The 19,764-nt window shown below is 32.3% G+C and carries 22 protein-coding genes, 1 pseudogene and 1 riboswitch; of the genes and pseudogenes, 5 read left to right on the forward strand and 18 right to left on the reverse strand.

Going from position 1 to position 19,764, the window contains the following annotated elements:
• Positions 1-271: 271 nt before the first annotated feature.
• From JG554_RS12355 to JG554_RS12390, 9 genes and pseudogenes are all read right to left on the reverse strand, one after another.
• On the reverse strand, positions 272-535 hold the full coding sequence (locus JG554_RS12355; protein WP_238394772.1) for a hypothetical protein: 264 nt from the start codon (positions 533-535) through the stop codon (positions 272-274).
• A 39-nt stretch (positions 536-574) separates the two neighbouring features.
• Positions 575-772 carry a hypothetical protein gene (locus JG554_RS12360; RefSeq protein WP_046207035.1) on the reverse strand — a complete coding sequence of 66 codons (198 nt, stop codon included), beginning with the start codon at positions 770-772 and terminating at the stop codon, positions 575-577.
• Positions 773-1,085: 313 nt separating this feature from the next.
• Complete coding sequence (locus tag JG554_RS12365) at positions 1,086-1,514, reverse strand: Ohr family peroxiredoxin (protein ID WP_046207036.1); 429 nt, start codon at positions 1,512-1,514, stop codon at positions 1,086-1,088.
• A gap of 294 nt (positions 1,515-1,808) precedes the next feature.
• The gene (locus JG554_RS12370) at positions 1,809-2,042 is read right to left on the reverse strand and encodes a hypothetical protein (protein WP_046207037.1); all 234 of its coding nucleotides are present in this window, start codon (positions 2,040-2,042) and stop codon (positions 1,809-1,811) included.
• Between the two features lie 70 nt (positions 2,043-2,112).
• On the reverse strand, positions 2,113-2,277 hold the full coding sequence (locus JG554_RS12375; RefSeq protein WP_182478106.1) for a hypothetical protein: 165 nt from the start codon (positions 2,275-2,277) through the stop codon (positions 2,113-2,115).
• Between the two features lie 797 nt (positions 2,278-3,074).
• Positions 3,075-3,686, reverse strand: a complete 612-nt coding sequence (locus tag JG554_RS12380; protein WP_157948042.1) for a stage II sporulation protein M — start codon at positions 3,684-3,686, stop codon at positions 3,075-3,077.
• Positions 3,687-3,757: 71 nt separating this feature from the next.
• Positions 3,758-3,951: pseudogene (locus tag JG554_RS13390) on the reverse strand (hypothetical protein).
• Between the two features lie 294 nt (positions 3,952-4,245).
• A complete protein-coding gene (locus JG554_RS12385) occupies positions 4,246-4,509 on the reverse strand; it encodes a hypothetical protein (protein WP_073345073.1) in 264 nt (87 codons plus the stop codon).
• Positions 4,510-4,591: 82 nt separating this feature from the next.
• On the reverse strand, positions 4,592-5,134 hold the full coding sequence (locus tag JG554_RS12390) for a hypothetical protein (protein ID WP_107359902.1): 543 nt from the start codon (positions 5,132-5,134) through the stop codon (positions 4,592-4,594).
• A gap of 254 nt (positions 5,135-5,388) precedes the next feature.
• Here JG554_RS12390 and JG554_RS12395 point away from each other — a divergent pair, with 254 nt between their 5' ends.
• On the forward strand, positions 5,389-5,997 hold the full coding sequence (locus JG554_RS12395; RefSeq protein ID WP_046207043.1) for a stage II sporulation protein M: 609 nt from the start codon (positions 5,389-5,391) through the stop codon (positions 5,995-5,997).
• A 119-nt stretch (positions 5,998-6,116) separates the two neighbouring features.
• Here the strand turns inward: JG554_RS12395 and JG554_RS12400 are convergent, their stop codons facing one another.
• The 5 genes from JG554_RS12400 to xpt form a co-directional block, all read right to left on the reverse strand.
• Positions 6,117-6,473, reverse strand: a complete 357-nt coding sequence (locus JG554_RS12400) for a terminase small subunit (protein ID WP_238394773.1) — start codon at positions 6,471-6,473, stop codon at positions 6,117-6,119.
• Positions 6,474-6,622: 149 nt separating this feature from the next.
• Complete coding sequence (gene guaA / locus JG554_RS12405) at positions 6,623-8,164, reverse strand: glutamine-hydrolyzing GMP synthase (protein WP_019469906.1); 1,542 nt, start codon at positions 8,162-8,164, stop codon at positions 6,623-6,625.
• Positions 8,165-8,185: 21 nt separating this feature from the next.
• Complete coding sequence (gene guaB / locus JG554_RS12410; RefSeq protein ID WP_046207044.1) at positions 8,186-9,652, reverse strand: IMP dehydrogenase; 1,467 nt, start codon at positions 9,650-9,652, stop codon at positions 8,186-8,188.
• 37 nt (positions 9,653-9,689) lie between these two features.
• Positions 9,690-10,958, reverse strand: coding sequence for a xanthine permease PbuX (gene pbuX, locus JG554_RS12415; protein ID WP_107359903.1), 1,269 nt, complete (start codon positions 10,956-10,958; stop codon positions 9,690-9,692).
• Positions 10,955-11,536, reverse strand: a complete 582-nt coding sequence (xpt, locus tag JG554_RS12420) for a xanthine phosphoribosyltransferase (RefSeq protein WP_046207046.1) — start codon at positions 11,534-11,536, stop codon at positions 10,955-10,957. Before xpt ends, pbuX begins: the two co-directional genes overlap by 4 nt.
• 215 nt (positions 11,537-11,751) lie before the next feature.
• Positions 11,752-11,854, reverse strand: a riboswitch (purine riboswitch).
• 226 nt (positions 11,855-12,080) lie between these two features.
• Here xpt and JG554_RS12425 point away from each other — a divergent pair.
• The 4 genes from JG554_RS12425 (at position 12,081) to JG554_RS12440 (ending at position 16,417) form a co-directional block, all read left to right on the forward strand.
• A complete protein-coding gene (locus JG554_RS12425) occupies positions 12,081-12,494 on the forward strand; it encodes a general stress protein (RefSeq protein WP_064209625.1) in 414 nt (137 codons plus the stop codon).
• 258 nt (positions 12,495-12,752) lie between these two features.
• The gene (locus JG554_RS12430) at positions 12,753-13,418 is read left to right on the forward strand and encodes a hypothetical protein (protein ID WP_107359904.1); all 666 of its coding nucleotides are present in this window, start codon (positions 12,753-12,755) and stop codon (positions 13,416-13,418) included.
• 121 nt (positions 13,419-13,539) lie between these two features.
• Positions 13,540-14,568 (forward strand): hypothetical protein, encoded by a 1,029-nt coding sequence (locus JG554_RS12435; protein ID WP_046207049.1) that lies wholly within the window; start codon positions 13,540-13,542, stop codon positions 14,566-14,568.
• A 466-nt stretch (positions 14,569-15,034) separates the two neighbouring features.
• On the forward strand, positions 15,035-16,417 hold the full coding sequence (locus JG554_RS12440) for an L-cystine transporter (protein WP_046207050.1): 1,383 nt from the start codon (positions 15,035-15,037) through the stop codon (positions 16,415-16,417).
• A 129-nt stretch (positions 16,418-16,546) separates the two neighbouring features.
• On the opposite strand, the gene JG554_RS13265 is transcribed toward JG554_RS12440, so the two are convergent.
• The 4 genes from JG554_RS13265 to JG554_RS12455 form a co-directional block, all read right to left on the reverse strand.
• Positions 16,547-16,726 carry a hypothetical protein gene (locus JG554_RS13265; protein WP_071562246.1) on the reverse strand — a complete coding sequence of 60 codons (180 nt, stop codon included), beginning with the start codon at positions 16,724-16,726 and terminating at the stop codon, positions 16,547-16,549.
• Between the two features lie 90 nt (positions 16,727-16,816).
• Positions 16,817-17,707, reverse strand: coding sequence for an L-serine ammonia-lyase, iron-sulfur-dependent, subunit alpha (sdaAA, locus tag JG554_RS12445; RefSeq protein ID WP_046207051.1), 891 nt, complete (start codon positions 17,705-17,707; stop codon positions 16,817-16,819).
• Between the two features lie 12 nt (positions 17,708-17,719).
• On the reverse strand, positions 17,720-18,397 hold the full coding sequence (sdaAB, locus tag JG554_RS12450) for an L-serine ammonia-lyase, iron-sulfur-dependent subunit beta (RefSeq protein ID WP_064209629.1): 678 nt from the start codon (positions 18,395-18,397) through the stop codon (positions 17,720-17,722).
• A gap of 12 nt (positions 18,398-18,409) precedes the next feature.
• Positions 18,410-19,444 carry a PTS sugar transporter subunit IIC gene (locus JG554_RS12455; protein ID WP_046207053.1) on the reverse strand — a complete coding sequence of 345 codons (1,035 nt, stop codon included), beginning with the start codon at positions 19,442-19,444 and terminating at the stop codon, positions 18,410-18,412.
• Between the last annotated feature and the right edge of the window lie 320 nt (positions 19,445-19,764).

A 19,764-nucleotide genomic window follows, 5' to 3' on the forward strand; every position in this document is an offset into this window, starting at 1 on the left:
TGTAAGTTTTAAATTTAAATATTGGTAATATCAAGTCTGTCAAAATGTTTAAGTCAAAATAAAAAGAGCTGGAAACTGTACCTTAGTAATGTTCCCAACTCTTTTTATATGATTAAATATGATTCAATCTTATTTTAAAATGGTATTTTAGGTGTTTATAATTTCCCATAACACTGATCTTCAAATTTTATTAGTCTATTCTGATTGTACTTTTATATAAAAGATACACTCTTCGTTTTATCAATAGTAGGTAAACCTATAATTAAGCGTATTATTCACTTGATTTTGCTTTATGAACTTTCAAAATTATAAATATAATAACAATTGTTATGGTAATGAAATCAAAAGAATGTGTAAAAGCTTGCCCAAATTCTTTATCTTGCCAGAAATAACGAATGACGAATAAAAGCGTTGAATGCACAAACAATGCAATAAACATGTATATCACTGGTTTATCAAGTAATAGACCAAAAACAAATACAAATAACAGCATTATTATAGTAAGTATCAGCATGACTATGTTTGGCATAGACATATTAAAACTCCAATCATATAGTATTTTAGTCTTACTCTTCTAGAAACCTTTACGTTTAATTTGTCTATATGTAAAAATACCAAAAATAATGACAAAGGCGAATTGTACAGTTTTAATTAGAGGTGAGCTAAATTCTAATATTTTAATATGCAGCATTGTTCCAATAATAGGGGCTATAAAATTAAAACTAAATAATATTAGACATATACCAACTAATACTTGTTGTGATTTAGGCATATTTACCACTCCAAATTATAAAATTATTGTTAAGAATGTTGATGCTTCCACTGAGGGTGACCCATTATTTAATGATGTAACAATATCATCATCACTAAAAATACAGTGCTAAATTCCAAAAAATATTTTCTGATTTATTCTAATATGCTTATGACCCAATTGATACTTTTTCTTAATAAAAGTACATAAACATTTAGTTGGATTATATTATTTCATAAAAAATAACCGCACCAATTAAGATACGGTTATATAAATATATGACTGCTTGATAAAATTCCAAAAAAATCTTATCTAGCTTTTTGCATCACTTTACTTAATTAACGCTTACAGTAATTTCAATATCAATCGTGTGTTTTAGTGCTTTCGAATACGGACAATAATTATGCGCTTTTTCAACGAACATCTCCGCTTCTTCTTGGCTGAGATCTTTAAGTAATACATCTAATTCAGCTGCCAATTTCACACCGCCATCAGATTTATCTGGCAATAAATAAGCAGTCGCACGTACTTCTGGCTCAATTGTACCTTTGCCTGCACCTTTCAAAATATGCATTAGCGCATTGTTAAAACAAGAGCTGTAACCTGCTGCAAATAACTGTTCAGGGTTTGACTCTGTAACGCCGTTGCCACCCATTTCTTTTGGAACAGCTAAGTCTTGATAAAATGTATTATCTTCACTAAAAACTTTTCCATCTCTTCCTCCATTACTTATGACAGTTGTTTCAAATAATGGTTTTGCCATGAAAATCACTCCAATAATTTTTGAAATTCAATAATAATGATTAATTAATCGTTTTACATATCGAATTAAGCTTAATCTAATTGTATTCTATCATTAATTTTTAGATATTTAAAATCATAAGTGTTAAATTGTCATTTGTCTCTACTCATTAAAAAATAGGACAAGTACATAAGTAAAAGTCCTATTGGGCTAAAACACTTTCAATTGTTCGCTATGTATTACAAAACTCGCCAACACTTCTGCTAATAGGTAGTTATATTATGTATAAAGACAAGAAGAACTCGTTTCTAAAACCTAAAACACTAAGTTCAAAACTATAGCTATTAAAGCTAAAATAATCGCTATATAACCTAGTTTAAATTTAGCTAATACTCCATAAACACCAACAAATAAAATTCCTAAAGTTGTACATAAAGAAGCCACATCTGAATTTATTTGAAAGGCAAAAACAACAAGACTAATGAAGAAAAATATAGAAGAAATAATCAAAGAAATCATAGAAAAAATACCACGATTTTTTTCATTCATAATAAAAAGCTCCTTTCACTTTTTAAAATATAAAACAATATTGCATTATTGACGTTGAGCTGCTGAACTCTTAACTTTTATAATAATGTTTAGAATACCAAGCCACAAAAATTGCAAACAATATAAAATAAACTCCAAACCATGTGTCTAAATGGTCTTGATTCATTTGTTTATATGCAAAAAATACTAAAAACATCCCTAAAATCACTTGTACAATAAGTAAAAACCATTTCAAATAACCCACTCCTTTACATTTTTCATTATTTCACAATATAATTAATCAAAATATTTTTATTTATAAAATAAAATAGGGCAAGCACATTATGGTACTGATCTTAGTATCAATACAAGAGAAAACTCCTTTCTAAAAGAACAAAATCTCTATTAAACCTAAAATAAACAAAACTGCACCTACTGATAAGTAAAGAACTTCAGTTTTTCCTTCTTTTTAGTTTCAATCCAATAATTTAAGATAAGTATTAAACCTACAACGGATAAAGAAAAAGGAAAATTTATAAGACCTGTTAAATCCAATATTGTTAATATGGAAGTTACTATAATTAATAAAATCAATATATTAGATATAACATTTAAACTCTTCATTACAACACCTCATTTTTCAAACATTTACATTGTTATTTTTTCCAATTCCTTTATTAACGTTGATCTTCAGAACTGTTTACAATTAATAATTTTTTCGTATAAACATATATTCTATTTTTTATCTTTAAACTTTTTAAGCACAAAGGAAAATGGTGTCATAACGAATGCAAAAAATGATGAAGAAATTAGATTTGCATACATATCAAATTCAATTGGTAATACTAAATCCAATAGGGATTTCAAAACAAAAAATGAAACCAAAAAATATATAAAGGACAAAAATATCTTCAAAATACAACCCCTTTTTAGCAAACTTTATTTCAGTCTAATTAATCTAAATTCTAATATAAATATAACAAAAATAGGTGAGCAGATAAGTGTTTGCCCATTGCATGTCCACTCCTCAAATCAAAGGTAACGGGTTAAATATTAAAATAATGATAATAAAAAACCATACCAAAGAGGTGAAACATAAGTTTCCATTATTGCTGCTAGTAATACAATTGGTAAATAATAAAGAATATAGCTTTTAATACTGTCAATTAATATTATGTAAATTGGTTTCATTTTAATAGGTTTTTTTCTGAATAAATTCATTAACTTACTAATAATAACTTTGTTAATAACATAAAGTATTGAAAGCATTAAGCTTGAACTATAAATTTCAATTAATAGATGCGGCAAAAATCCAAGAAACAGCCTTATTCCATCCGTGAAATTATATGCAAAGTGTATGCCAATTAACATACCTAATGAAAAAACAGTTGATAGCATATTCAAATAATATAAAAATGGTATTGGTATAATAGCAAGTATCAGCATTATGAAAGGTAAAATGAACCCATTATTAAAAAAATATGTAAATAAACCTACTAGTTTAAATTTGTGCTCGTCATTTATACTAGCTTTTGAAAAATCGCTAAAATCATCTATCTTCAAGCCAAGAATGTAAAATATGAAAATAATTGCTACAGTTATACCTACAGTAAATATGAAAAATTTATTAGCCCTTTTCATAAAACTTTTTTCAATGGATAACATAATCTTCTCCTTATATTTTATGTAGTTCATAACAAACCGTATACTAACATACTATTAATAAAACAAACCTTTTATAATCTTCGGTCATTTCTAAATTTCATAGACTTAACAACTAAATAAACTACATTTACTCCCATTACAAGAACATAAGGTATTAATATAAATAAATTTTCTAATTGTGAGATGAAAATAAGTCCAAGTAAGAAAATACATTTAACATAGTTGGCATAATAAATCCTTGATCTAGTTCACCCTTCCTTTTCAAATCAATAACACTCCTTTGTGATATTAAAATCAATTTATTACTGATTGTATAATATTTGATATTAACACATAAAAATAGGGCGAGCACATAAGTGCCTGCCCGAGCAGTTTTGAATTAACTATAAAAATAGTTAGAGTGATTTCATAAAATAACACAATTATAAATAAGAAGGTGATATTTTAATTTGTGAAGCGTCCCAGAAGGAACCCTAAGGGATAAAGTTCTGGAGGAACTTCATGCACAATTATATTATACGCAATTAAATAGTACAATGAGATTTACAGTATCTTAACACTACTCACTTGATTTAGTCTTATTGAATTTCAAAATAGTAAAGATAACTACGATAGCTATCGTAACGAGGTCAAATGATCTTGTAAAAGCTTCTCCAAATTCTTTATTTTGCCAGAAATAGCGAATGATGAATAAAAGTGTTGAGTGAATGAAAAGTATTATAAACATATATATCATGGATTTATCCAAAACCATACATATAATAATCATCATTGTAACTGCAATTATAGTGAGTAGTAACATTACTACATAAGGTGCAGACATATTTATTTCTCCTTATTTAAATAAATAGCTAAGAATGCCGTTCCTATACAAAACCACATACTAAATATTGCTATCCACATAACTAATCCACCTTTTCTATATATTCCAATAATACATTCCCAATTAAAACAACTATAGCAATATCTGCTAGTATAACTGGTATGTTAAATGGTACTGAGAAATTTAATAATAAAGTCCCTATGTAAAAAATAGCTATAGCAATAAAAAACTGTATTACAACATGAAAGAATTTATGACCTCTCATTTTCATGAAAAATAGTCCTACAAACAATACAAAAAGTAATGATAAATATAATGTAATACCAGTTAAACCCATTAACTCTTCTGATTGGGAGTTAATATGAAAGAATGGTATAAAAGTTAACATCCTATTTATGAATAACAGAATACCGCAAAAGACTATAATACCAACGAAATGAATACCTAAACTCTTAATGAATAATAATAATTTATTTTCTGATTTCTTAGAACCAATCGATATAAACAAATCTATTATAGCAGCTAACACAATTATTAATATAAATACTATTAAATAAAATTGGGAATACTTTCCCATAAAAAGGTCAATAAAAAAGCCTAGAACATCGTACAATCCACTTAACATAGCTTCCTCCTTATACTTTTCTTTTTTAATAATATTGAGTGTAACTCACAGGTATATTAACATAATCAAAAAACAACTTATATTGTCCATACATATAAATTGAGTTAATAAATGTAACAATAACAAAACCACCTAACAGAACTGATACTGATGGGTGGAAGTTATAGCACTTCATTTAAACAACCTATAAATTTCAATAAATATTTGATAGTGTGATATTAGTTATATAAACAATCTTTATTAATGGAGGAAACATGCTTAAAATTTATGATGCTACTTATATCAAAAGAACATTAAGCTTTTTAGCTATAACATTATTGATTTTTATCATCACTTTTATTCTGGCTATTATATTTAGTCCTTCTACTGAAACCATTAAAAACATATTTAATGGTATACCTAAAAATGTGGCCAATGCAGAAGGTTTACAAAAAGTTTGGGAATATATATTAAACAATGGCTTTAGAGTTCCTTTTCAAATGCTGATACTAGCTATCATTCCAATTCCTTTTTTATATTATTTAAATATAATCAGTACAACAATTTCTCCTGCTATAGCTTTAGGATTTGCAGTTAACTTTGATAATTATAAAGGAATTATGCTAACCATATCTACAATCCCTCACTTCTTGATAGAAATATTAGCATTTTGCTTTGTTGCTAGTAGCCTATTTAAATTAAATCAATCTATTATCAGAAAGATTTGCAATCTTTTAAGAAAAAACAAGAAACAGAATTTTTCTATCAAACTAGCAATAACTAATTTAATAAAAATTTACATTTTTATTGCTTTACCTTTATTTATAGTAGCAGCATTCGTCGAAAACTATTTATCAAAATTAATACTTGATTTACTCACTTAAAATAACAAGCCCACTATCATTGATAATGGGCTTATTTCTAATCTTCCAAAGGAATATCATCTATAATTTTAGTTCTATTGGGGTACTTCTTATCCATTTTCTCTTCTACTTCAGTCATCCTACTCACCAATATTAATGATTACTGGTGTACCTCCTATTAGTTCATGCTTATCTGTAAAAAGTGTATTGTATTTGCCAAGTAGATCACGCGCTTTTAATCGGTCACTTATCTTAATAGGTACTTCAACCATCTCAACACTTTCGTTGTAAATGATATTGTACTTGCCTGTATCTGGGTTCTTAACGTATTCGCCACGTTTAGTGACTACCTCTTTCATTTCTGTTTCTTCCCCAACGGCTGCATTAGATAGTAGATGTAGTATCTCATTCGCAGAAAGCACTTTATCATCAATAACCTTATTTTTATCTTCATAGATATAGTTTCTTAAATAGGTTATAACGTTGTTTATGAGCACTTTGCTACCTGAATCATTCCTTTGATGATAATTGTATTACAGTTTTTAGATAAGTATACATAAACTACGCTTCTATTCACTCCCCACAATTCCTAAATCACAAAAAACCCCTCAAGCCTATGCTTAAGGGGGTTCATCATTCTATTCTGTTATTCCCACTCGATGGTACTTGGGGGCTTAGATGTAATATCATAGACAACACGGTTCACGTGGTCTACTTCATTAACGATTCTGCTTGAAATTTTTTGTAAGACTTCCCAATCAATACGCGCAAAGTCACTTGTCATTCCATCAATGGATGTCACTGCGCGAATACCAACAGTATGATCATACGTCCGGTAGTCTCCCATGACACCTACAGATTGAATACCAGGTAACACTGTGAAGTATTGCCATATATCGCGTTCAAGACCTTCTTCACGAATGACTTGTCTTAAAATCGCATCTGATTCGCGTACGATTTCAAGTTTATCTTCTGTAATTTCACCCAGCACACGAATACCTAAACCTGGACCTGGGAAAGGCTGTCTCCATACTAAGTGTTCTGGAATACCTAATTCGATACCTAATTCACGTACCTCATCTTTGAATAATGTATTAATAGGCTCAATTAATTGGAATTCCATATCTTCAGGTAATCCGCCTACATTATGATGTGATTTAATCGTTTGTGCTGTTTTTGTACCTGATTCAATAACGTCTGTATACAATGTACCTTGCGCTAAGAAATCAACACCTTTTAGCTTAGATGCTTCATCATCAAAGACATAAACGAATTCATTACCAATGATTTTACGTTTTTGTTCCGGATCTGACACACCTTGCAATTTGTTCATAAAACGTTCTTGAGCATCGACACGAATGATGTTCATGTTGAAGCCCTCACCAAATTGTTCCATGACCATGTCGCCTTCACCTTTACGTAATAAACCATGGTCTACGAAAATACATGTTAATTGGTCACCAATCGCTTTGTGTAATAATACAGCAACAACAGATGAGTCTACACCACCACTCATTGCACATAGCACCTTGCGATCACCAACAAGTTCGCGGATTTTTTCAACTTCAATATCAATAAAGTTTTCCATTGACCATTCACCAGTACATTCACACACACGACGTACGAAGTTACGTAATAAATCGTTACCAAATTCAGTATGACGTACTTCAGGATGGAATTGAACACCATAAATACGGCGTGATTTATCTTCAATTGCTGCATAGTTTGTGCTTGGACTATCTGCAATCACTTCAAAACCTTCTGGGATTTCGATCACTTTATCTGAATGACTCATCCAAACATTTTGTTCTTCAGGAAGTCCGAAGAATAATTCATCCGTTTTCGCATTAATCACTGCTTTACCGTATTCTCTTTCATTGGCACGTTCAACTTTGCCACCTAACAATTTAGTTGTTAATTGCATGCCATAACAAATACCTAGAATAGGAATACCTAAATTGTAAATTTCTGGGTCAATCGTAAAAGAGTTCTCTTCATATACTGAATTTGGTCCTCCTGAAAGGATAATCCCTTTCGGATTCATGCGTTTAATTTCTTCAATGCTGATTTCATGGTCGTGCAGTTCACTATACACACCCATTTCACGTATACGACGTGTAATTAATTGGTTATATTGGCTACCAAAATCTAAAACAAGTATGAGCTCTTGCTCTTTCGCCATTTCCATAACTTTAAATCTCCTTTTAACTTAGAATGAATAATTTGGTGATTCTTTAGTAATTTGCACATCATGTGGGTGACTTTCTGCTAATCCAGCAGGTCCCATACGTGTGAATTGTGCTTCTTCTCTTAATGCTTCTAAGTTTCTTGAACCAGTGTAACCCATACCTGATCTCACACCGCCCATAAGTTGGTAAATCGTATCTTGTAATGGACCTTTATAAGCAATACGACCTTCAATACCTTCAGGCACGAATTTTTTAGGGGCTTTATCTTCTTGGAAGTAACGATCGTTAGAACCACTTTCCATTGCGCCTAATGAACCCATACCTCTATATACTTTATATTGTCTACCTTGGAATACTTCTGTTGCGCCAGGGCTTTCTTCAGTACCTGCAAGTAAGCTTCCTAACATCACAGCGTGTCCACCAGCTGCCAATGCTTTGATGATGTCTCCTGAGAATTTAATACCACCATCAGCAATAATAGCTTTTCCATGTTTACGTGCTTCTGTTGCACAGTCATACACGGCTGTAATTTGTGGCACACCTACACCAGCAACAACACGAGTCGTACAAATTGAGCCAGGTCCAATACCTACTTTGACAACATCTGCACCAGCTTCGTATAAAGCTTTAGTACCTGCAGCAGTCGCAACGTTTCCGGCAACTAATGTCACTTGTGGGAATTTTTCTTTAATGTGTTTAACCTGTTCTAAAACACCTTTAGAATGTCCATGAGCTGTATCAATAACTAAGGCATCTACACCCGCTTCAACTAATTTTTCAGCGCGAATATCTGTATCTTTTGCAATACCAATCGCTGCACCAACTAGCAATCTGCCAAGTTTGTCTTTAGCAGAATTTGGGAATTCAAGTACTTTTTCAATGTCTTTGATTGTGATTAAACCTTCTAATTTACCATCTTTAACTAACGGTAATTTTTCTATTTTATGTTGCTGTAATAGTTCTTCAGCTTCATCCAAAGTAGTGCCTACAGGTGCTGTAATTAAGTTTTCTTTAGTCATAACATCTGAAATCTTAATAGAGAAATCTTCAATAAAACGTAAATCACGGTTTGTTAAAATACCGACTAATGTTCTGTCTTCTTCATTGTTAACAATAGGTACACCTGAAATACGATATTTGCCCATTAATGCCTCTGCTTCATACACACTTTCTTCTGGCGTTAAGAAGAATGGATTTGAAATAACACCATTTTCTGAGCGTTTAACTTTTTGAACTTCATCTGCTTGATCTTCAATATTCATATTTTTATGAATGACACCTAGGCCACCTTGTCTAGCCATTGAGATTGCCATTTTAGATTCAGTTACAGTATCCATACCTGCTGAAATAACAGGGATATTTAATTTAATACCTTCTGATAATTGAACGCTCAAGTCTACTTCTTTCGGCAATACATCTGATTCTGCTGGTAACAATAACACATCATCAAAAGTTAAAGATTCTTTTTCAAACTTATTTTCCCACATATGAATACAGCCTCCTAATATTTGTTTTATAGCTCCATTATTCCATAGTTTCTATGTTTTGTTGATTCTTAATGCCGTTAAAAAAGAAATTCAAAACAATTGCTGAAATCGCACCGAGTACAATACCATTTTGAGTTAACCATGCGAATTGGTCTCCTAAAGCTTGAAACGCTTGTGGTACTGCACTTATACCCGTTCCTAGTCCAACTGATACCGCGATTATCAATAAATTATTTTGATTTTTGAAATTAATATTACCTAATATACTAACACCATATGCCATTACCATGCCAAACATTGCTATCATTGCGCCACCTAATACTGGTAGTGGAATCATATTGGCTAAAGCACCTAATTTAGGAATACAACCACAAATAATGAGCAAGATAACCATGCCATAGATAACTTTGTTCTTTTTAGCACCAGATAATGATACTAAGCCTACATTTTGAGAATAAGCAGTATACGGGAATGCATTAAAAATAGATCCTAAGATAATCGCAAGACCTTCAGCTGTATAACCTTTACGAAAATCTTTTCTTTCCAATTTCTTACCTGTAATTTCACTTAATGCATGGTAAACACCTGTTGATTCTATCAGACTGACTAACGCAACAATAAAGAATACTAAAGTTGCGCCAAAATCAAAGCTGAATGTTGAAAATCTAAATGGTTGTGGTAACGAAAACCAATGTGCTTCACCAACTTGTTTCACATCAACAATGCCAAATATTGACGCTAATACTGTACCTACAATTAAGCCAATCAATATGGCAATAGATTTTAAGAAACCTGTTGTAAAACGTTGCACAATTAATATGACTATTAATGTAATTACACCAAGTAAGATGTTTTTGGCATCACCAAAATTTTTAGCACCTTCTCCACCTGCTAAATAATTCATCGCTACTGGCATCAAATTGATACCTATAATTGTAACGACACTACCTGTTACAACTGGTGGAAAGAATTTAACTAAATATGAAAAGAATGGAGCAATGATGACAACCAATATACCTGATAAGAAAAGGGAACCATATAAATCACCTATGCCTTTGGTTTGCCCGATTAAAATCATCGGCGCAACGGCAGTAAATGTACAACCTAAGACGATAGGCAATCCGGTGCCTGTGCCTTTCCAAACTTGTAAAAATGTGGCTACACCACACATAAAAATATCAACAGTGACTAAGAAGGCAATTTGTTCTGGAGTAAAATCTAAGCTTGTCCCTACAATAATTGGTACGAGTATGGCGCCTGCATACATCGCCAATAGATGTTGTAAACTTAAGATAAATGTCTTCATGATTGTTCCTCAACAAATGTCACTTTATTTCCACTTAGAGAAGCAACTTTACATAAAGACGATACTTTCAACCCTGCGGTTTCTAAACGTTCTCTGCCTGGTTGGAAGCTCTTTTCAACTACAATGCCTACGCCAACAGTTTCAGCATTGGCTTGTTGAACAATTTCATTTAAGCCTAATGATGCATCACCATTAGCTAAAAAATCATCAACAATTAATACGCGATCATTTTCATCTAAAAATTCATCTGAAACCACTACAGTACTCGTCGTATTTTTAGTGAATGAATGGATATCAGCTTGATATGTATTTTTCGTTAACGTGCTAGGCTTTGCCTTTTTAGCAAATAAGCATGGTACATCAAAATGCATTGCTGCCATGATTGCTGGTGCAATACCAGATGCTTCAATCGTTAATACTTTAGTAATCCCTTCATTTTTAAATTGATTATAAAACGTTAGTCCTACATCGTGCATCAGCTTTGCGTCTATTTGATGATTTAAAAACCCATCTACCTTCAAAATCTTCTCATCAATGACGACACCGTCTGCCTCAACTTTCCGTTTTAACAAATCCACTCAAAAAACCTCCTCATTTTTTATACAAAAAAAATCCTAAACTAACTTAGTTTCAGGATCTATGAGTGAACGTGCAATACTATAAAGAACTGATAGCCTTCAACATTCATTTCCCTAATTATGTAGAAATTGAAAACACGACAATTGTTTTAGAAGAATATATTAATCACTTCATTTCCCAAATCAAACTTTAAAACGATTGAAGTTGAATGCTTTGTATTGTATTGGTTACCCATAGTCATGTCGTTAATGGCAACATGGTAGAAACTTCTAGAGCCATATTCTCTAGATTATATGAGTTAGATAAATTATTAACTGATGATAGCAAATTTCGGCATGATTTTCAACACGAATATTATAAGTAAGCGCTTTAAAGAAGGAGATTTATTAATAATCAATTATGTTAGTAACCGCTTTCTTTACTTTTAAATCAAGATTGTCAGATACGCCACTTCATTATATAATAAATATATATTCGTTTTACCTAGTAGTTAATAGGGAAAGTATTAGATAAACAATAGAAAAGTGGACGGAGGGACAGTTAATGGCTGATTTTACAATCGTACAAAGTAAAGACGAAATACTACCAACTATCCAGCAAAAATTGTCAGAAGGATATGTTGAATCTGAAATTTCAGTAATTAGTAAGACAAAACTTCATTTTGACGAATTACATGATTCTGAAGTAAACCTAACAGCAACGAGTGGCTCATTCAGTGATAAAATGGCTAAAATTTTAACTGGCGAAGACGGTGAAGAAACTGTTTTAGCTTATTATGATATTAGCGATGATGATAAAGAGCGTTATAAAAAAGAGATCCTTGATAATAACTATCTCGTGATTGCAACTAAAGATAACTCTTCTCATGAAGAAGTACAAGAAGCAAATGCTGCATATACAAATAGTGCTATTAAAGATAAGCATTACGCAGAAGAAACAGAAGGACCAAAATCCTAATCTACGCTCAAGTAAAGTGTGATTTATACTATTATTTTAATAAGATCACAAAATACTTTCATATAGCTACTTAACATTATAGACTACCTTTATAAGGAGCGAACGCAGGAAATCACTTTGTATTTTGTGGTTTCTGTCTCGCTCCTATTTTATTCCTTTTATAAATGACCCATAGAATATTTTTATAAATTATTTCCACTGATTTCCATTTATTTACTATGTTATAATAAACGCATTATTATTGGGGGGCATCTATTCATGGATTTTAAGACTATCAAATCAATTGATGATCCATTATTTAAAGCAGCATTAAAACTTTATGATGGACAATTCGACATTGATTTATCTGAAGATGAACAAATATTTAAACAATCTTTAAAAAATGAACATACCAAAGATGACTATATCTTTTTAGTAGGCATACAGTCAGATAAAGTTGTTAGCTTAGCAACTGCACATTATGAAGCGACAACAAATTCTGCCTTTTTAATCTATTTAATTGCAAATGACCAACCGGACCACGATGAATTAATTACAAATACTTTGGCACGTATAGAAAAGGAAATTAATTATTTATCCAATCAATTACATGAACACGATGTAAACTTTATTATGCTAGAAGTACCTAAAGAACCAGAACTTGTTTCAGAAGATGAGCAACAAGTGCTCAGTAACAGACGCGAGTTTTTATTTAGCCATGGTTTTGAAAGACAATATGATTTAGATTATCTAGCCCCAAATTTAGACGGATATTCAGAAGGATTGCCTAAAGATTTGTTTATCAAATCTAATATAGAACTGACAAAAGACATATATGGGCCAAGTATTAAATCAAACTATATATTAAAGTATGTATTTGCGAACAGAATTTCTAGAAGTATTATTTACCCATTATTAGAAGAAATGGATTTACGTAAATCATAGTGTACACCACTTGAAATCACTGTTAAAACAGTTTAGACTAACATAGAGGTAAGACTGACGTTTCACTAACCGAAGACAAACGTCCGTATACATAAAATCACTTATGAAAGGACTCATTTCTATGTTAACTAAAGAATTTGCACAACGTGTTGAACTAAGTGAAAAGCAAGTCCGTAAAATCGTTCAACATTTAGAAGAACGCGGTTATCAACTTAGTAAAACCGAATACCGTGGCCGCGAAGCCACAGATTTCCAAGAAGAGGATATTGAACTCTTCCAAGATATTGCTGAAAAAGTGAAGCAGACAAATAGCTATGATTTAGCCTTCGAAGAACTTGAAAAGGAAAAAGATTTTCTACAGGTATTAGTCAAAGAGGATGACAACAACCTACCTTCAGATCAAAATGTGTCTTTACTCGTAGAAGATTTACGTACCGAAATTCAAAATATGCGTGACGAACGCCAAATGCTCGGACAAATGATTAATCAAGTGCACCAACAACAGCAAGAATTGCATAAAATGCAAGATCAAATTACATCTAAACTAGAAGAAAATACAGAATCACTGAAAGCAATTCAATCATCTACAGATGAAATTAAATCTACACAAAGTGTCATTCAGGATTCCCAAAAAGAACAAACAGAACTTGTGAAGTCTAATGTCGAATCTGAACGCGTGCATACAAATCAAAGTTCAATTAATAATGAAGCGAATGCATTCACTGAAAATACAACTGAGCAAGCAAATACGAAAGCAACACCTGAAAAAGCGACTGACACAGCAGATGCTCATACAAATACAGTTTCTGAAAATGTATCAACACAAACTGCCGATGAAGAAATCACACAAATTAGCGAACAACCTTCGACACAATCAGCAAATTCAGAAACTAAAAAGCAAGCTGCCGAAGTAAATTCAGCCGATAAAACAGATGACCAAATTGAACAAGATACACATAAAGAAACGTCTGAAGCTGAACAACAAACAGATCATAACAAAGAAACCGCATCAGCTTCGTCTACTACAAATGAGTCAGACGCACAACAAGCAAACACGTCTCAAGAAACAACGTCATACGCTTCACCACTTGCTAAAGAAGAGCGCAAAGAAGAACGTAAAGGATTTTTCGCACGCCTCTTTAATTTATAAGTTAAAGATGATACCAAAGCCAAAAAGTCTTTGGTTAAAAAAACGTCAATTTCTATTGAAATCGTATAGAAATTGACGTTTTTTGTTTTGCATAAAATTTCACAGTTTGTGATATAGCTATTATTCAAAAATTACAGCGCTATTTTGACTTTACTAAGGTCACTTTAAACTATAATATTACTCGAATCGAAATTCGTATTAAAATATCTACCAGCTTTTCTAAATCAAAAATTTTCCTTAATTTCATCCTAATTGAATTTCTATCTGATTTAGCCACAAACGCCTTGACACCATATTCTACCTAGATTTATAGCCCTTCCGATTCTGCTTCAAAAATAAAGTCATATAAATTTTATAATTTTTTTGAGTAATTGACTTGAATATTATTCGTTTTGCTACTATCCTTAGTATGCGTATCGGATTTAACAAAATAAATTAAATAAAAGAAAGTGTAGGTCTTGTTTTTATGTTATTAACAATTTTAAACATCATTATTTTTGCGGCCTTCCTTATCGGATTATATGTAATGGCAAGAAGACATGTTTCGTTTCCTAAACGTGTCTTTACAGCTTTAGGCATCGGGATTGTCTTTGGGATTGCTATTCATTTAATTTACGGTGTGGATTCAAAGGTCACTAAACAAACCACAGATTGGTTTAGTATAGTTGGAGATGGCTATATTTCATTCTTACAAATGATTGTTATACCTTTAATATTTATTTCAATCGTTTCCGCATTTACTAAAATTAATATTGGAGAAAAATTTGCTAAAATTGGCATCTATATCTTCATTTTCTTAATTGGGACTGTAGCAATTGCGGCAATTATCGGTATTATCTCAGCACTTGTCTTTGGCTTAGACGCATCTACGATTGATTTAGGTAGTGCCGAAAGCTCAAGAGGCAGTGAAATCGCAAGTCAAGCTAAGGATATGACAGCTAACACGCTACCACAACAAATCTTAGAATTATTACCAAGTAACCCATTCTTAGATTTCACTGGTCAGCGTACAACATCAACGATCGCTGTAGTGATCTTCGCTGCATTTGTTGGCTTTGCCTTCTTACGTGTAATGCGTAAACAACCTGAAAGTGGTCACTTACTTAAACGTGGTATCGATGCCGTTTATAATATCGTAATGGCAATTGTAACGTTTGTATTACGTCTAACTCCATACGGTATTTTAGCTATCATGGCGAATACAATCGCTACAAGTGATTTTGGTGCAATATGGACATTAGGAAAATTTGTAATCGCATCTTACGCGGCATTAATTGTAATGTATATCATTCACTTACTCATTGTAACTGGTATGGGACTGAACCCTGTTACATTTGTTAAGAAAACGTCTGAAGTATTGCTATTTGCATTTACTTCTCGTTCAAGTGCTGGTGCTTTACCACTCAATGTTCAAACTCAAAAAAATCGTTTAGGAGTGCCAGATGGTATTGCAAACTTCTCAGCTTCATTTGGTCTTTCTATTGGTCAAAACGGCTGTGCCGGCATTTATCCAGCAATGTTAGCAATCATGGTAGCACCGGCAGCTGGTGTCGAAGTTAATTTACAATTTATCTTATCTGTCATAGGCATTGTTGTGATTAGTTCATTTGGTGTAGCAGGTGTCGGTGGTGGCGCAACATTCGCATCTATCATTGTATTATCTACATTAAATTTACCTGTTGCATTGGCGGGTGTACTGATTTCAGTAGAACCACTTATCGATATGGGTCGTACTGCATTAAACGTTAACGACTCTATGCTTGCTGGTACAGGTACAGCTAAATTGACAAACAACTTAGATACTGACACTTATCATTCGAAAGAATACGGGGAAATCACAAGTTCATAATAAAAGACATCACTCACTATGAACTTCAGATATTTTTATAAATATAATTAAAGGTTGGAACGCTAGTCGTTCCAACCTTTTTCATTTCTATACTTTTACTATATTATCAATTCAATTTTAATCATATTACTATTTTTGTCGTTTTATTGTTATCATCAGTTTTACGTAATTATAAATAAAGACAATAATCAAACTTAGCGATAATGATTTCAACAATAGGTTGACCCATGTACCGTTCGTAGTTAAATAATACGTCACGATACTATTTATAACAAACACAATAAAAATAATCCCTAACTTCAGTAACATGTCTCCCACCTCTTTTAATTTAGTTTAGTGGGAAACATGCATTTTTTCAATTTAATTTTTCAATACCTTCAATAGATATATCTTTACTTTTTAAGATTCAACACTTGTTTGTCCAAATATTTTTTTCTTTATTGCTTCTCCAGTTGGCGTTCCAGCTAGACCTCCCAGTCCAGTTTCTCTCAACGATGCCGGCAAGTTGCGTCCTACTCTATCCATCGCCTCTATCACTTCGTCTACTGGAATTCTACTTTTTATTCCAGCTAATGCTAAATCAGCTGAGATTAAACCATTGCCTGAACCAATAGCATTACGCATAACACAAGGTATTTCAACTAACCCTGCCACAGGGTCACAAACTAACCCTAATAAATTACTGATAGCTAATGCCATCGCATGACCACTTTCTTCAGGTGTTCCACCAAATATCTCAACTGCTGCAGCTGCTGCAATTGCTGAGGCTGATCCCACCTCTGCCTGACATCCACCAATAGCACCTGCCACACTTGCATTGTTTGCGATAATTTTGCCACATAGTGCTGCAGCAAATAAAAAATCAATCATCTGCGCTTCTGTTAAACCGTGTGTTTTTTCTAACTTGAATAATATGCCTGGTATTGTACCTGATGACCCAGCAGTTGGTGTTGCACAAATGATACCCATCGCAGCATTCACTTCATTTGTCGATATTGCACCTTTTAAAGCTTCTACCATATCATGTCCAGATAAAGCATGGTAATCTTCATTATATCGATCTAGTTTCACTGCATCATGTCCAGTATAACCTGTTACACTTTTCACACCATCTCCAGAAAGTCCCTTTTCTAACGCTTCTCTCATAACATCAAGATTTTGTTTCATTAATGCACGAACTTCATCCCTTGAAATCCCTTTTAATTCCATCTCCTCATGAATCATCATTTCAGCAAATGTTGTGTTCTGTGCCACTGCATAATCTATAATTTCTCGCATTGAATGATACATATTGCCACTCCTCTAACAAATATATGAAAAATTTAATTCTTTATATTTCTCACGTAATTTACTTAAACTATCTACATCTAAAGCTTTATTTAGATGTAATGCCAATAAACATTTGTCATTATTAATTGTTTTAATTTCTTCATTAATATCTACTTCATACTCAATCAAGTCATTAATCAAATGGTTAATTAAAGAAATATTAGCTTCTCCATCTACAACCAAAATAGGCAATGCATGATGCATGAGGATACAAAGCCCATCCACGTGGATACTTTTAATTTTAATTGTACCTCCACCAATTGAAATACCATTAATTTCTACATGTCTTCCATTACCATCTAATTTAATTAATGCGCAGTTCGGATGTTCACCCAAGCTAGCACTTGTTTCTTCTATAATTTCTATATCAATATTTTGTGCTTCCGCAAATGTGATAGCGTCTTTAATTCGCTCATCAAATGTGCTGAAACCCATTGACCCACCAATAATTGCTAAATCTGTTCCGTGACCCTTGTGCGTGGAGGCAAATGATTCATAATAATGAATCACAATCTTTTGAGGTTCAGACTGTAATACTGTTCGCGCAGCATTGCCTATTTTCACTGCACCTGCAGTGTGAGAACTAGATGGGCCCATCATAATAGGACCAATAACATCAAAAGCACTTTGATAATCTTGTTTTCTTGCCATTCTTCTCTCTCCTTAATTGGTCTGTTTTTTCATTCTAGGTAGATTGAAATTCAAGCTAGTCATATTAAATTTATTAATCATTTTTCCTATAACTAGACTTAATAAAATACTAGTAATTGATACCGTAATAATCGTAATCACAGATTTAATCGGGTCATTAAATCCAAACAATACAATAGCACCGGCAATTGGCGTCGCCATACCTGTCACATTGATTACTAATCCACTAAATGTGACGATACATGCGTTTACAACACCAATAAGTGCATTAGTACCATAGAGTTGCAAAGGATACTTCGCAATAATATCTATTTGGGTTAATGGTTCAACTGCAACAGCGAAAGCTTTGGAAGCGTTACCTATTTTTAATTGTTTAAACATAATGAAATTGACAAATGAGCTACCTGTACATGTCAGTGCACCAATCGCCATAGGCAAACCAGTTAGTCCTAATAAGCTTGTTAATACCATGGAACTAAGTGGTGTCATACCTGTAACAGGAATAATAAGACCTAAAATAATTGCTAATACATAAGGATTGTTGTCACCAACAGCTGTCACGGCACTACCAATTTGTTTTAATAAAGCGATAACACCTGGGCTCATAATACTTGCAAGAAGGAAAGAAACAGCAGGAGCAAATAAAATTACAGTTATTAAATCTAAGCCCTCTGGGACTTTTTTTTCTAAAAATTTAATAGCAAATGAAACCAAATAAGCAGCTAAAAAAGCGGGTAATAATTTAAAATCGTGAAGTACTAAACCAACGATTACAGCAAAAACTGGCGAGACACCTAATTTTAAACAAGTAAGAAAACCGACTGCTACACCACTTAAACTACCGGCTAAGTCACCAATTTCCTGCAAAAACTTAATGTCAAAGACGCCACCAATGGCATAACTTAAAAATGCTTGTGGTAAGAATGTTGCACAGGCAGCACCCGACAATGCTTGTAGCCCTTTCTTACCATAAGGTGCAAAATTTAAAAATAACGTCATAGCTAACAATACAATGAGTAGCGTTCCTACACCTAAAATAATATCCATTTCCTCAAACCTCTTTCTATTTTTCATTGATATCTATCATTTTTTATTTCCAACCACATCATAAAACTTTGTGAAAACACTTACAATGGCAAAAAACAGACTTTTATGAAATATTTGTGAATAAATTCACAAAATAATGAATTTTATATAATATAATAATCCATTTGTTATATTGTTTGTTATATTAAGTTAATGAATTTGAGAAAGATAATAAGTTTTCACTAAAATAACCGTTCAATAGCTGCAATAATTTGAACAAATGACTGAATTGGTACTAATATCGTAACTAAGCACTATCATTGTGTAACGAACTCCTAAAT

Source organism: Staphylococcus sp. 11-B-312, from assembly GCF_016743055.1.
GTDB lineage: Bacteria > Bacillota > Bacilli > Staphylococcales > Staphylococcaceae > Staphylococcus > Staphylococcus ureilyticus.

Coding starts and splice junctions, on each gene's coding strand:
- JG554_RS12370 (WP_046207037.1), bottom strand. CDS start 2,042: ATGAATGAAAAAAATCGTGGTATTTTTTCTATGATTTCTTTGATTATT.
- pbuX (WP_107359903.1), bottom strand. CDS start 10,958: ATGAAGACATTTATCTTAAGTTTACAACATCTATTGGCGATGTATGCA.
- JG554_RS12365 (WP_046207036.1), bottom strand. CDS start 1,514: ATGGCAAAACCATTATTTGAAACAACTGTCATAAGTAATGGAGGAAGA.
- JG554_RS12360 (WP_046207035.1), bottom strand. CDS start 772: ATGCCTAAATCACAACAAGTATTAGTTGGTATATGTCTAATATTATTT.
- guaB (WP_046207044.1), bottom strand. CDS start 9,652: ATGTGGGAAAATAAGTTTGAAAAAGAATCTTTAACTTTTGATGATGTG.
- sdaAA (WP_046207051.1), bottom strand. CDS start 17,707: ATGTATCATTCAATGCGAGAAATTATAGATTATGCAGTGGCACAGAAC.
- JG554_RS13265 (WP_071562246.1), bottom strand. CDS start 16,726: ATGTTACTGAAGTTAGGGATTATTTTTATTGTGTTTGTTATAAATAGT.
- JG554_RS12355 (WP_238394772.1), bottom strand. CDS start 535: ATGTCTATGCCAAACATAGTCATGCTGATACTTACTATAATAATGCTG.
- JG554_RS12430 (WP_107359904.1), top strand. CDS start 12,753: ATGGATTTTAAGACTATCAAATCAATTGATGATCCATTATTTAAAGCA.
- JG554_RS12425 (WP_064209625.1), top strand. CDS start 12,081: ATGGCTGATTTTACAATCGTACAAAGTAAAGACGAAATACTACCAACT.
- JG554_RS12390 (WP_107359902.1), bottom strand. CDS start 5,134: ATGTTAAGTGGATTGTACGATGTTCTAGGCTTTTTTATTGACCTTTTT.
- JG554_RS12385 (WP_073345073.1), bottom strand. CDS start 4,509: ATGTCTGCACCTTATGTAGTAATGTTACTACTCACTATAATTGCAGTT.
- JG554_RS12395 (WP_046207043.1), top strand. CDS start 5,389: ATGCTTAAAATTTATGATGCTACTTATATCAAAAGAACATTAAGCTTT.
- JG554_RS12440 (WP_046207050.1), top strand. CDS start 15,035: ATGTTATTAACAATTTTAAACATCATTATTTTTGCGGCCTTCCTTATC.
- JG554_RS12380 (WP_157948042.1), bottom strand. CDS start 3,686: ATGTTATCCATTGAAAAAAGTTTTATGAAAAGGGCTAATAAATTTTTC.
- JG554_RS12455 (WP_046207053.1), bottom strand. CDS start 19,444: ATGGATATTATTTTAGGTGTAGGAACGCTACTCATTGTATTGTTAGCT.
- JG554_RS12435 (WP_046207049.1), top strand. CDS start 13,540: ATGTTAACTAAAGAATTTGCACAACGTGTTGAACTAAGTGAAAAGCAA.
- guaA (WP_019469906.1), bottom strand. CDS start 8,164: ATGGAAATGGCGAAAGAGCAAGAGCTCATACTTGTTTTAGATTTTGGT.
- sdaAB (WP_064209629.1), bottom strand. CDS start 18,397: ATGGCAAGAAAACAAGATTATCAAAGTGCTTTTGATGTTATTGGTCCT.